Annotated in this window: 9 protein-coding genes; 4 read left to right on the forward strand and 5 right to left on the reverse strand. The window is 69.3% G+C overall.

The window, feature by feature from the left end; genetic code table 11:
• Position 1: 1 nt before the first annotated feature.
• On the reverse strand, positions 2-1,528 hold the full coding sequence (locus SCMU_RS02320) for an aromatic/alkene/methane monooxygenase hydroxylase/oxygenase subunit alpha (RefSeq protein ID WP_229231366.1): 1,527 nt from the start codon (positions 1,526-1,528) through the stop codon (positions 2-4).
• A 434-nt stretch (positions 1,529-1,962) separates the two neighbouring features.
• Between SCMU_RS02320 and SCMU_RS02325 the strand changes: the two genes are divergently transcribed.
• Entirely contained in the window at positions 1,963-4,356 is a 2,394-nt protein-coding gene (locus SCMU_RS02325) for a LuxR C-terminal-related transcriptional regulator (RefSeq protein ID WP_229231368.1), read from the forward strand.
• Positions 4,357-4,443: 87 nt separating this feature from the next.
• Here SCMU_RS02325 and SCMU_RS02330 read toward each other — a convergent pair whose 3' ends face one another.
• Complete coding sequence (locus SCMU_RS02330; RefSeq protein ID WP_229231370.1) at positions 4,444-5,631, reverse strand: TerC family protein; 1,188 nt, start codon at positions 5,629-5,631, stop codon at positions 4,444-4,446.
• Between the two features lie 282 nt (positions 5,632-5,913).
• Between SCMU_RS02330 and SCMU_RS02335 the strand changes: the two genes are divergently transcribed.
• Positions 5,914-7,899, forward strand: a complete 1,986-nt coding sequence (locus tag SCMU_RS02335; protein ID WP_229231371.1) for a S53 family peptidase — start codon at positions 5,914-5,916, stop codon at positions 7,897-7,899.
• 88 nt (positions 7,900-7,987) lie between these two features.
• On the opposite strand, the gene SCMU_RS02340 is transcribed toward SCMU_RS02335, so the two are convergent.
• Complete coding sequence (locus SCMU_RS02340; protein WP_229231372.1) at positions 7,988-9,607, reverse strand: HNH endonuclease signature motif containing protein; 1,620 nt, start codon at positions 9,605-9,607, stop codon at positions 7,988-7,990.
• Positions 9,608-9,802: 195 nt separating this feature from the next.
• On the opposite strand from SCMU_RS02340, the gene fbaA reads away from it, so the two are divergent.
• Positions 9,803-10,825, forward strand: a complete 1,023-nt coding sequence (gene fbaA, locus SCMU_RS02345; RefSeq protein WP_229231373.1) for a class II fructose-bisphosphate aldolase — start codon at positions 9,803-9,805, stop codon at positions 10,823-10,825.
• Positions 10,822-11,250 carry a DUF3151 domain-containing protein gene (locus SCMU_RS02350; RefSeq protein ID WP_229231374.1) on the forward strand — a complete coding sequence of 143 codons (429 nt, stop codon included), beginning with the start codon at positions 10,822-10,824 and terminating at the stop codon, positions 11,248-11,250. The genes fbaA and SCMU_RS02350 overlap by 4 nt, the downstream gene beginning before the upstream one ends.
• Before the next feature lie 135 nt (positions 11,251-11,385).
• Here the strand turns inward: SCMU_RS02350 and SCMU_RS02355 are convergent, their stop codons facing one another.
• Together SCMU_RS02355 and SCMU_RS02360 are read right to left on the reverse strand one after the other, a co-directional pair.
• Complete coding sequence (locus tag SCMU_RS02355; RefSeq protein ID WP_229231375.1) at positions 11,386-12,840, reverse strand: NAD(P)/FAD-dependent oxidoreductase; 1,455 nt, start codon at positions 12,838-12,840, stop codon at positions 11,386-11,388.
• Positions 12,732-13,088 (reverse strand): non-heme iron oxygenase ferredoxin subunit, encoded by a 357-nt coding sequence (locus SCMU_RS02360; RefSeq protein ID WP_229231376.1) that lies wholly within the window; start codon positions 13,086-13,088, stop codon positions 12,732-12,734. Before SCMU_RS02360 ends, SCMU_RS02355 begins: the two co-directional genes overlap by 109 nt.
• Between the last annotated feature and the right edge of the window lie 33 nt (positions 13,089-13,121).

Here is a 13,121-nt window from a genome sequence, read left to right on the forward strand (position 1 = left end):
CTCAGTGGTCTGCGGCGACGAGCGTCGCCGCGGGGACGTAGGGCTTCTCGGCCCAGCTGTAGTTGGTGGCGTCCTGGCCGCACTCCTCCGGGGAGAGGCTCATGTAGGCGAGGGCGCCCCCCAGATCGGGCGGCTGGATCTCGCCGGCGAGGAATCGGTCCACGAGGGTGGTGTGGCCCGCGAACCGCTCGGGCTGCTCCTCGAAGATCCACTTGCAGGGCACGGAGCAGAAGTTGTACTGACGGCCTTCGTGGACCAAGGTGTGCGGCAGCGGGCTGTCGAGCTTTCCCGCGGCATGGCCCGCCGGAGTGCAGATCGGGACCTGGCACATGTTGCAGACGATCGGCAGCGTCTCGGGGAGGGTGAGTTCTTCGTGGCCGTCGCGGATGTTCTCGCCCACGACGTCCCAGTGCCGCCCGAAGGTCTCGTTCCAGCCGGGGTACTTCGACTCCAGCCAGTCGCGCTCCTCCGGCGAGACGCCGGCGTCGGGGTTCCACCAGACGGTCGGACGCCAGGTCCAGACACCCTCGTGGTAAGCGTGGTGGAGCCAGTCGAGCTCGGGCAGGAAGTGCTCGTCCCAGTACCAGGGCTTCTCCAGGCCGAAGTCCCTGAACTGCTCGAGGAACTGCTTGACGATGAACTCCTCCATGAACTCCTTGAAGGAGTGCGTGCGGTGCTCGAGCGGCGTGTAGTAGTCCATCGACAGGCCCGTCAGCAGCGCGAAGACCTTCCACGACCGCCAGAACATGTGGTCGACCAGCTTCTGGGCAATGTCCTTCCTGCCCTGCTCGATCAGGATCTTCACGGTCGGCTCGCCCTGCTGCGAGTGGCGTGCCTCGTCGGTCTGGATCGAGGAGATCAGCGAGCCGAAGTCGACGTCGCCGACCTTCATCGCGTCTGCCGCCATGCCCAGGAACTGCAGGTTGGTGAAGCCTGTCTCGAAGGTGAAGGTCAGCTGGATGGCTGTGGAGACCGCGTCGTTGGCAGCGAACATGTCGTCGAAGAGGCTGCGCGCGGCAATGGCGGCCCATTCGTTGGTGTGGAAGGCCTTGTGGGCCCAGTCGGCCCGCGGCTCCTTTGCGAGCAGGCCGTACGGGAAGTAGGTCTGGATCTGCCCGTGCCGGGTCTCGTCCAGCGTGCCGTACATCGCCATGTTGCGCCATGCGGCAGCCCGGCCGAAGCGGCCCATCCGCGACTCGCCGATGCCGGCGACGTATTCGGGGACGGCGATGGCGCCGTAGTGGGCGAGGATGGCGGACTTCCAGCCCGGGTCGAGCGATTCGAAGATCTTCGAGCGCCCGACGACTGCGTTGACGGCGTACACCGAGGCGTCCTTGCCGTACTGGTTGTGGACGTACTCCGTGTAGGTCACCTTGTACGGCTCGTCCCAGGACCACCAGTCCTGGGCGGCGACGCCGTAGCTGTTGGACATCTCCACGGGGAAGACGTCCTTCTCGTCGACGTATGAGAACGTCCAGTTCATGTCGCGCGTGAGGTCATACCACTGCGACCGCTCAAGGCTCGGCACCTATGGCTCCTTCGGATTGGTGTGCTTTGGACTGAATTGATGTGTTGAGGTGAATTGATGCGCAACTGGGGTAGGGGTGGCCTCCGCGGGGGCTGCGGGTGGCCCGCCGCAGATGGCCGCGATTCCGCACGAGGTGCAAGCTCTGGGCGGAGGCTGGTGTGACCGCTGTTCGTGCGCACCTGACCGGGTGTCAGTGCTCATGTCGGGCCTCCTCTTGGTCGTGATGCCGGTACTTTCCTCGGATCCTTGGTTCGTCTGCATCCAGAGTGATCGCCTCGCCCCTCACAGACCCGGGTGAGATCACCCATCTCGACTACCCGTATTGTGGTGGGCATCACAGGACGGTCATGGGTGCAGGGTTCTCGCCCTGATCCAGGTCAGGGTGAAGTCACCCCCTCGGCTACCTGTATCGTGTTTGGCATCACAGGAGGGTTATGAGCACTGCTGCACTGGTCGGCCGCATGTCCGGGGGCCAGGGCCTTACGAGCTTTGTCGGCCGCCGGCGGGAGCTCGCCGAGATGCGCGATCTCATGTCACGCTCGCGGCTGCTGACGCTCGTGGGCCCGGGCGGTGTGGGCAAGACGCGCCTCGCCGTTGAACTGACGGCGAGGTCAGGGGCGTCCTTCCGGGACGGCACGTGGCTGGTTGAGCTGGCGGCGTTGGAGGACGGCGACTTGGTCGGATCCCAAGTTGCCGCTGCCCTGAGGCTGCCCGACCAGTCCAACCGGTCGGCCCTTGACCGGCTCGCGGACTACCTCAGGGAACGCGAGCTCCTGATCGTCGTCGACAATTGTGAGCACCTGCTCGACGCCGTCGCCCCGCTCGCGTCCGAGCTCCTCGAGGTGGCCCCGGGGCTGCGGATCCTCGCGACGAGCCGTGAGCCGCTCGGGATCCCCGGCGAGCAGGTCTACAGCGTGCCGCCACTCCCTGCGCCTGCAGAATCGCAGCCAGGGGCCGACCCCCTCGAAGGGTTTGAATCGGTGCGCCTGCTCGTGGACAGGGCCCGCAGCGTGGACCCGACCTTCGAAATCACCGACGCCAACCGAAGCGCGGTCGCGCAGCTGTGCCAGAGGCTCGACGGCATGCCGCTGGCGATCGAGCTTGCGGCCTCGCGGTTGCGCTCCCTCTCAGTCATCCAGCTCGTGGAGCGGCTCGACCGGCGCTTCGACCTCCTCACCGGCAGCAGCCGCGTCGCCGTCCCGCGGCAACAGACCCTTCGGGCGCTCGTCGACTGGAGCTACGAGCTCTGCAGCCCGGCGGAGCGGCTCCTGTGGGCGCGTCTGGCGGTGTTCCCCGGGGGATTCGACCTTGAGGCCGCCGAGGACGTCTGCGGCTTCGGCGAGGTCACCCGGGAGGACGTCCTGAACCTCTTGGACCGCCTCGTCTCCAAGTCGCTGGTCTTGGCCGAGCGGCTCGAGGGCCCTCGTGAACTGGGCGGCGGCCGTGTGCGCTACCGCCAGCTCATGACCTTCCGGGAGTACGGCGCCGAACTCCTCGACGCCGCGGGCGAGGCCTCCCAGCTGCGCCGCCGGCAGCGCGACCACTTCCTCGCGCGTGCCGCACGAATGGTCTCGTCATGGTGCGGGCCTGATCAGGCCGAGCGTCTCGCAGCGGCCCGGAGGGACCACGCGAATCTCCTGTCGGCCCTTGACTGGTCGGCCTCCATCCCGGGGGAGGAGCTCGCCGGAATGCGCCTCGCGGCGCTACTGAGGTACCACTGGCACGCTGGTGGCAACCTCAGCGACGGGCGCCGGTGGCTCGACCGCCTCCTGGCGCTCTCGTCCGAACCCAGCCCCGAACGCGGCAACGCGCTCTGGGCCGCCGCATGGGTCTGCCTCGTCCAGGGCGACAGGGACCTCGCCCGCAGTTACCTGCAGGAGTGCCGGCGCGTCGCACACCTGCTGAATGATCCCGTTCTTGCCGCCCATGCCGACCACTGGGACGCCCTGCGCGAGCTCTTCGAGGGGAATCTCGAACCCGCACTGGAAATGTTCGACGCGGCCATCGCCGTCCACCGCCGGGTCGGCGACACGATGTCGGCACTCATAGCGCTCTTCCAGCGGGCGTGGGCCCAAACGTATGCCGGACTTACCCAAGAAGGTCTCGCCGCGTGCCAGGACGCCATCAGGGAAAGCGAGGAGCTTGGTGAACGATGGACCCAGGCCTATTCCCATTGGGTGTCGGGACTCTGCCAACGCGATCTGGGTGACCTCGAGGCCGCGCGCCAGTCTCAGATCGCTGCGCTCGAGATACAGCAGGGCTTCCTGGACGGAATCTGCATCGCGCTCACGATCGATGAGATGTCGTGGACGGCTGCCTCCACCGGGCGCTACGAGAACGCCGCAGTCCTCTTCCACACGGCACAGTCCGTGTGGAAGGGCCTGGGGACGACGATCGCGGCCTTCGGCCCGCACCTCCGAGCCGATTCGGAACGGGCCGAGTCCCTCATCCGGCGCGAGCTCGGCGAGCCTCGCTTTGAGGCCATCCTCGTTCGGCCAGCCGTGCCGACTGAGGAGAGGGCCATTGAACTCGCTCTGGCCACGGCCCGATCAGGACGCCCTGCGCGGGGGACTGTCACGACGCCGCGGCCGGAGGGCGAGACGACGCCCCCGGGCCCCAAACTCACCAAACGGGAACACCAGATTGCGGCTCTCGTCGCCGAAGGCCGCAGCAACAAGGAGATCGCAGCGGCCCTCGTCGTCTCTCCCCGGACAGTGGACGGCCACGTCGAGAACATTCTCGCCAAGCTGGGGTTCACCTCTCGGGTCCAGATCGCGGCGTGGATCGCTGGCTACACCGGACCGGAACGGACGGCAACCTCTCCGTAGACCCGCCGAGCGCACGACGGCGGGCCGGTCACCTGAGGCGACCGGCCCGCCGTCGTGCGTGGTTCTGACCTCAGCAGACCACGGTGGTCAGCGCGCGGTGAACTCCGCGTGGCGGGCGTGGGCCTCGGCGACCTTGGCGCGGATGGCCTCGATATCCTTGACCTTGTCGCGGTACTTGACGTCCATCTGCGCGATGTCCCGCTCCTCGTCGACGAGCTCCCGGTAGACGCGCTCGCGCTCGGCAGCGTCCGCCGTGTACCCGAGGTCGAGGTAGCTCTCGGCGTGGCGTCGGGCGTTGTTGACCGCCGCGTGCGCCTTGCCGGCCTTGCTGTACAGCGAGGCGACGATCGTCACGAGCAGGACGCCGATGATCACGGTCAGCGACAGTCCCGTGGTGATCTCGAAGACCTCCACGTGCTGGCCGCCGTTGATGAACCAGAGGTTGTTCTCGTGCAGCGCATGCAGGACGAGCTTCACGCCGATGAACGCGAGGATCGCTGCCAGCCCGTAGGAGAGGTAGATGAGGCGGTCCAGCAGCCCGTCGAGGAGGAAGAAGAGCTGGCGCAGGCCCATGAGGGAGAACGCGGTGGCCGTGAACACGATGTACGGGTTCTGGGTGAGGCCGAAGATCGCGGGGATCGAGTCCAGGGCGAACAGGAGGTCCGTGCCGCCGATGGCGACCATCACGAGCAGCATCGGGGTCAGGACGCGCTTGCCGTTCTCATGGGTGAAGAGCTTGTCGCCGTCGTAGTGCTCGGACGTGTGGAAGAACTTGCGGGCCAGCCGGATGATGAAGTTGTCCGCCTCGTCCTCACCGGAGTCCTCGCCCTTGAGCAGGTTGCCGGCGGTGATCAGCAGGATGATGCCGAAGAGGTAGAAGACCCATGAGAACGCGTTGATGAGCGCCACGCCGGCGAAGATGAAGGCCGAGCGGGCGATCAGGGCGAACACGATGCCGAACAGGAGGACCTTCTGCTGGTCCTCGCGGGGGACCCGGAAGCTCGCCATGATCACGAGGAACACGAAGAGGTTGTCCACCGAGAGGGCCTTCTCGGTGATGAAGCCGGCGAAGTACTCGCCGCCCATGGTGGTCCCGCCGAACACGAGCAGGATGATGCCGAACAGGATTGCCGCGCCCACGTAGATGGAGGACCACACGGCCGCTTCCTTGAGCGAGGGCACGTGCGCCTTGCGGATGTGGAAGAAGTAGTCGAAGGCCAAGAGGGCCAGGATCACCACGATGGTGATGCCCCAGACGAGGGGGGAGACGGACATCGAAGTCCCTTTCGCAGGTAGGCGTTATCGCCACAAGTCTCTCCACCACCCTGGAACACTGTGGATGGCCGCTGCACCCGGCCGGGCTCCGGCGCCCGACGTGCTGACGTGTGCAACGCTTGGGATACTCCCCTGCGTGCGGCCCAGCCTACCGGGTGGCCAGGGAGGCGCCAAATTCATGGTGAACTCCCAGCTAGTGGACACTCCCAGTCATGGTTCTTTCAGAACTAGTCTCGCTCCAGCCGGCCGCATCGGGACGACCGGCGGAACGGGAGCAGAAGCATGGCACCACACCACGGTCTTCAACGTCTTTCCCTGCGCGCCCTCGCCGCCACCGCGGCTGTGGGCTGCGTCCTCGGGCTCGTGGCGACGACGGCGGCGGCCGCCCCACCGGGCCCGCCACCCAAGAGTGCCAAGTCGTTCCCGGGGTCGGTCCCGTCGTGGGCCGGGGCGCGGGCCAAGACCGGCATTCCGCTGAGCAACACGACGGTAGAGGCCGAGATCTACCTCAACCTGCCAGACCAGTCTGGGGCCGAGTCGTTCGCGACGGCGGTGTCCACCCCGGGCAGCTCCTCGTACGGCCAGTACCTGAGCGCCGCGGACTGGAAGGCCCGGTTCGCCCCGGCCCAGGCGAGCACGGATGCGGTCGTCTCGTGGATCAAGGCGCAGGGCATGGTGGTCACGGGCGTGCCGGACAGCGGGATGTACGTGGTGTTCAGGGGCACGGTGGCGCAGCTCAACACGGCGTTCCAGGTCGCGGAGCAGACGTACTCCTTCCAAGGCACCGATCTGATCGGACCTGACCGTGCGCCGACGGTTCCCGGTGACATCGCGGACGCGGTCGCTGCCGTGAGCCTCGACCAGGGGCGCCTCCTGACACGGCCCGACAACACCGGGGACGGGAGCGGTGCCACGCCGAACGGGAAGGTGTCCCCGGTTCCGGTGGCCACGCCCTGCTCGCACTACTGGGACGAGAACGAGGTCACGGTCCCCGCGACGCAGAGCGGCGCGACGTCGGCCCCCACCGTCCTGTGCGGCTACACCCCGGGGCAGATCCAGTCGGCCTATGGGCTCGGCGACGGCGTCACGATGAACTCCACCGCTGGCGCGGGCCAGACGGTCGCGATCATCGACGCGTTCGCTGCCCCGACCATGCTCGCGGACGCCAACCAGTACTCGTCGCTGCACGGGCTCCCGGCCCTGACCTCGAGCACCTACCGCGAGGTGCTCCCGAGCGTGTACTACGACCAGACGCTGTGCGGCCAACCCAGCGGCTGGCAGGGCGAGGAGGCGCTCGACGTCGAGGCCGTCCACTCGACCGCACCCGCCGCATCGATCACCTACGTGGGCGGATGGAACTGCGGCGGCGGCCTGGACATCGCGATGTCCAAGGTCCTCGACGGCCAGCTCGCCACGGTCGTGAGCAACAGCTACGGCTACGTGGGCGAGGCCGTTCCGGCAGACGTCCTGGCCGGCGAAGTCCACCAGCACCTCCAGGCTGCGGCCGAGGGCATCGGCCTGTACTTCTCCAGCGGGGACAGCGGCGACGAGAAGGCCGCGCTCGGCTACACCTCGCCGGACTTCCCCGCCAGCTCGCCGTACGTCACGTCGGTGGGCGGAACGAGCCTCGCGCTGGACAAGTCGAACCGCTACCTGTTCGAGACCTCATGGGGCACCACCCGCCAGCGGATCGTCACCCAGGCCGACGGCTCCCTCGCCTATGCCGGCGCTCTCCCCGGCGTCTTCCAGTACGGCGCGGGCGGCGGCGTCAGCGCAGCCTTCGCGCAGCCTGCCTACCAAGCGGGGACGGTGCCCGCCAGCCTCGCACAGGGCAAGCGCGTCTCTCCCGACGTCTCGGCCCTCGCGGACACGTGGACCGGCTTCAAGATCGGCTTCAGCCCCATCTCGAACGACCACTCGCTCAACACCGGCGCCTACCTCGAGGAGCGGATCGGCGGGACCTCACTGTCATGCCCGCTCACGGCCGGTCTCATGGCGAGCGCGCAGGCGGCGGCGGGCAAGCGGATCGGGTTCGCCAACCCGACGATCTACGTGGCCGCCAAGGCGCCCAACGCGGCCATGCGGGACGTCCCAGCCACCCCGGCGACGCCCCTCAATCTGGTCCGCGCCTACCCGGACACGGGCCTGACGTGGATGGCCACCCTCGGCCACGACACTTCGCTCACCACGGCCACTGGCTACGACGACTCCACCGGCGTCGGCAGCATGACCGAGGAATTCGCCCAGCAGGTCGCGGCCCAGCACTGATTCATCTGCACTCTCGGCGAGGCGCACGACGGCGGCACACACCGCCGTCGTGCGCCTCGCCTGCGTCTCCGGCCTGTGCTCGGAAGACTCAGAACGGGGGCGGGTCGTCGCGAGACAACTGCGCGCCGTGGCAGGGCGCCGGCTCCGGCGGATCAGCGGAGGTTCCGGAGTTCGCGCGCGGTTCGGGTGGAGCCTCCTTGATCGGCAGCGCGGCGGGGCTGGGACCCAGGATGTGGTCACGGTCCTGCGGCTCGGCGGGGTAGCTGTACCCGAGGAGCGTCTCCCAGACGAGCCCGCCGTCCGGTGCCCTGCCATCGGGGCTGCCGCGGCGGAGGCGGAACAGCGCGAGGGACTTGAGCGCATGGTGTTTCGGGCACAGGAGGGCAAGGTTCTCAGCGCCCGTGGTTCCGCCGTCCTGCCATTCGACCGTGTGGTCCACCTCGCAGCGGTGCGCGGCGCGGGTGCATCCGGGCACGACACATGTGCCGTCCCGGTAGGCGATGAACTTCCTGAGCCCCGCCGTCGGGCGGTAGGCGGTGCGGGCGAGCTTGAGCGGGACGCCGTCATCGTCCGTCCAGAGCCGCGTCCACGTGGGCGCCGCGGCGGCGAGCTGGCGGGCCGTGCGCGCATCGATGACGCCGTGCCCTTCGAGTTCGGCCACGTCGTCGGTACCGGGCGGACCGAGCAGGACTCGCGGCGTGAGGTGGACGACGACGTCCGCGCGGATGAGGTCCGTGAGGTTCTCGGCGATCCGGACGGGCACAGCGAGTCCATCCAGGCTTCCATCGAGGCCCTCCGGCCTGCCCTCCGGCCTGCCCTCCGGCCGGCCCTCCGGCCTGCCCGCCGGCCTGCCCGCCCCGGAATCCGCAGCAATCCCGTGGTCGGTGGCGGGGCCCGATGGCGCGGGGATGGTCAGTGCGAGCTGGGCGAGGACATCGGCCCGAAGCTGGGGCGTGGTGCGGTGCTCGCCGTCCTGACGGTGGGCCGACTGCGCGATCGAGTCGATGCGGCGGTACACGGCGTGCCCGATCTCCGCCGGCAGGAGCGCTGTGAGCGTGCACATGCCGTCGGGCTCGGGCTGGAGCCAGATGCCGCGGTCGGCGCGCGCCGCGGCGTTCCGGTGTGTGATCGACTCGGGGTGGAGACGTTCCCGCAGCGCTCGCAGGATGCTGCGGAGCTCGCCGGGGGTGCGCGGGTGGCCCTTGCGGGTGTGGAGGCGTGACAGGGCCTCCATCCCGAACATTTCGGCGGCCTCCGCCGGGAGGGTCGCCGCCTGGTCGACGATGACCTTCGCATGGGCCTCGGTGATGCCCCCGGACAGGAGCGCCTCGTGGACCGCCGGGTGGACCGTGAGCAGGGCGTCGGCGAAATTCACCGCCCGCGCTGCAGCCGCCTCGGACAGGTTCAGGAGCCCCGCGACCTCCGAGACAGTCACAGCATGGGCCACCTCGCCGCCAAGCCGGGTGGGCTGACCGTCCCTCCCCTCGAGCGGCTCCTCGGCGATCTGCTGGCCGATGTGGTTGATGAGGAAGGCCTTCGCCGCAGCGCTGAAGGCATCGAAGTCGGCGAAGGCGCGCAGGACCCGGGCAGCGCCGGCAGGGGTGGTCAGGGCCGTCGGGTCGATCCATAACACTCCCGGCAGCGCCGCGGGATCGAGCGAGCTGAACGCTAGCGTCTCGGCGGGCGGCCGGAGTTCCTGGAGCTGCATCTGAACCATCGGTCACCCCCCGTTAGTTTGTTCGGATATATGTTCCCATAATAAGTGTTTATGGCACTGGTTGACTAGAGTTGTCTTCGATCCAAACGTCAAACAATCGCGAGCGGCATCGGCTCGCTAGGATGGGCAGTGGCCCCTACACGCTGACCTGCGTGAACCCAATCGAGCCATGTCGAGGAGCACTCCATGCCTATCGCCACCCCTGAGAAGTACGCCGAGATGATCGACTCCGCCAAGGCCGGCGGGTATGCGTTCCCTGCGGTGAATGTGACCTCGTCGCAGACCCTCAATGCTGCGGTCCGTGGCTTCGCGGAGGCGGGCTCGGATGGCATCATCCAGGTCTCCACGGGGGGTGCGGCGTACTGGTCGGGTGCGTCGGTGAAGGACATGGTCATCGGCTCCCTGGGCTTCGCGGCGTTCGCCCGGGAGGTCGCCAGGGGGTACGGGGTGAACATCGCCCTGCACACGGACCACTGCCCCAAGGACAAGCTGGACGGGTTCGTCCTGCCGCTGCTGGCCGCCTCGGAGGCGGAGGTGAAGGCCGGCCGGGACCCGCTGTTCAACTCGCACATGTGGGACGGCTCGGCCGAGACCCTTGCGGAGAACCTGCGCATCGCCAAGGAGCTGCTGCCGCGCACGGCGGCGGCGAAGATGATCCTCGAGGTGGAGATCGGCGCCGTGGGCGGGGAGGAGGACGGGGTGGAGAACGCGATCAACGACAAGCTCTACTCCACCGTCGCGGACGGCCTGGCCACGGTCGAGGCCCTGGGCACGGGGGAGGACGGCCGGTACATCACGGCGCTGACCTTCGGCAACGTCCACGGCGTGTACAAGCCGGGCAACGTCAAGCTGCGTCCGGAGATCCTCAAGGACATCCAGGCCCAGGTCGGGGCGAAGGTCGGCAGGGACCGCCCGTTCGACCTGGTGTTCCACGGCGGGTCGGGCTCGTCCGCGCAGGAGATCGCGGACGCGGTCTCGTACGGGGTGGTCAAGATGAACATCGACACGGACACCCAGTACGCGTTCACCCGCCCGGTGGCCGGGCACATGTTCGCCAACTACGACGGCGTGCTCAAGGTCGACGGCGAGGTCGGGAACAAGAAGGCCTACGACCCCCGCGTCTGGGGCGCGGCCGCCGAGGCCGGCATGGCCGCCCGAGTCGTCGAGGCCGCCCAGCAGCTCGGCTCCGCCGGCAAGACCATCAAGTGAGCGACGAGTTCCGCACCAACCTCCTCGGCCCGGAGCCCACACGGCTCCCCGCCGAGGACGAGGTGTACCGCGGCCTCGCCCTCGGCGAGTCGGCAGAGGAGCTCGTGGCGGACTACCCGCAGTCCTCGCTCCTGTGGGCCGTCCTCGCCGACGAGGCGTGGGCTCAGGGCCGCACGATCGAGTCCTACGCCTACGCCCGCGTGGGCTACCATCGCGGCCTCGATGCGCTGCGCAAGAGCGGCTGGCGCGGCGCGGGCCCAGTGCCGTGGGAGCACGAGCCCAACCGCGGCTTCCTGCGCGCGCTCTATGCCCTGGGTCGTGCCGCCGCGGCGATCGGCGAGGCCGGTGAGACCGAACGGATCGACGAGTTCCTCAAGGGTTCCGACCCGACGGCGAAGGCCCAGATCGAGGCGCTCGCCCAGTAGGCATCCCGACGTCTGGGGGTCAGGTTCTGGGTGTCACCTCCTGAAGGTCAGCTCCCGTGGGTGGCGGCCCACAGGAGGTGACCTTCAGGAGGTGACCTTCAGGAGGTGACCCTCAGACGTTGGTGGTGCGCCGGGCTACCTGGCGAGCTTGCGGGGATCCACGGAGGGATCCGAGAGGCGCCCGGGGTCCGGGACGATCCCGCGGTCGATGATGCGCCGCGCCGCCCGGACGATGAGCGGCTGGTCGATCGCGGCGCATCCGAGAAGGTGCCCATCCTCGCCGAGGAGGAACGCGGCCACCGGAACCCCGTCCGCGACGCGGGGCACGGTCCGGGCGCCGGGAGCCTGCCGTGGATCCATGGTGCCGACGGCCTCGGCGTGCACGCCGTACCGGTCCGACCAGAACCAGGCCGCGCCGAACTCGGGCGGCGCCTCCCCGAGGAGGCCAGCCGCGGCGGCCTGGCCCGAGCGCACCGCGGCCTCCCAGTGCTCGGCCCGGCGCTGGGGCGCCGGCGCGGACTGCTCCTCGCGCACGACGCCGCCCGATCGCCGCAAGCGCGTGGCGTCGCCGGCCGCGAAGACAGCCGCATCCGACGTCGCGCCGTCGGGGCCGACGAGGATCCCGTCGTCGACGTCGAGGCCGGCGGCCTCAGCGAGGGCCGTGTCCGGCGTGATGCCGATAGCCGTCAGGACGAGGTCCGCGTCCACGGCGGAACCGTCGGCGAGCCGGACGAGGAACCCGGCGCCGTCGTGCGCGGACTCCGACGAGCGCTCGATCGCCGCCGGCAGCCCGACCACGGTGCGGACCCCGCGTTCGGCGTGCATCGCGTGCAGGCGCCGTGCCAGGTCCTCGCCGACGGCGGGTGCGAGCGGGGTCTCGACGGGGTCGATGAGCGTGACCTCCGCGCCGAGCGACGCCGCCGCCGAGGCGACCTCCGCACCGATGAGCCCGGCCCCGACGATCGTGACCCGCACGCCCGCGCCGAGCGCGCTGCGGAGCGCGTCGGAATCGGCGCGGGAGCGGAGCGTGACGGAGAGCTCCCCGCCGGGGATGTGCAGCCGCCGGGGGGTGCCGCCCGTTGCGAGGAGGAGGCGCTCGCGGGAGGCGGGTGCCGTCGTCGAGCGTGATCTGGGGCGGGCTCCGGGGAGCGAGGGGGAGGCTCGGCGCGAGGGGGTGCCGCGTCGAGTGGACCGGGCTCGGAGAGGCGAGGCCGTGGTGCGCGAGGCGACCACGGCGACGTCGTGCTCCGCATACCACTCCGGGGAGGCGAGGAGGATCTTTTCAGAGTCCTCCGTGCCGAGGAGGTAGCCCTTGCTCAACGGTGGACGGTCGTAGGGGAGGCCCTCGGGCGCGACGATCGTGAGGGCACCCTCATAGCCGCGGGCGCGGAGCTCCTGCGCAGCGCTGAAACCCGGCGACCCCGCCGCCCACCACAAGGATCCGCCGCCCGTGCCCCGCGGCGCGCCTCGTGCCGGGCACGCTACTGGGCGCAGGCGTCGGGGTCGGCGTCCGTGCCGGGGAAGAGGACGATCTGCCCGTCCCGGACCTCGACCTTGTGCGTCCGGGCGTCCACGGTGGCCGGGAGGCACGTGACCTTGCCGGTGCGGAGGCTGAAGCTCGAGGAGTGCAGTGGGCACTCGACCTCCTCGCCCTCGATCCAGCCCTCGGCGAGGGAGGCGTCCTCGTGGGTGCAGTTGTCGTTGAGGGCGAAGAAGCAGCCGGTCTCGGCGTGGAACACCGCGATTGCCTCACTGAAGCCGGACTCCTCCGGCTCCACGACCTTCGCGGTGCCCTCCTCGAGATCCTCCGCGCTGCCGACCACGATTCCTTCGCTCATGGGGACCACTCTACCGAGGCCGGCCCCGGGGCC

Origin of the sequence: Sinomonas cyclohexanicum (assembly GCF_020886775.1) — a bacterium.
Classification (GTDB): Bacteria; Actinomycetota; Actinomycetes; order Actinomycetales; family Micrococcaceae; genus Sinomonas; species Sinomonas cyclohexanicum.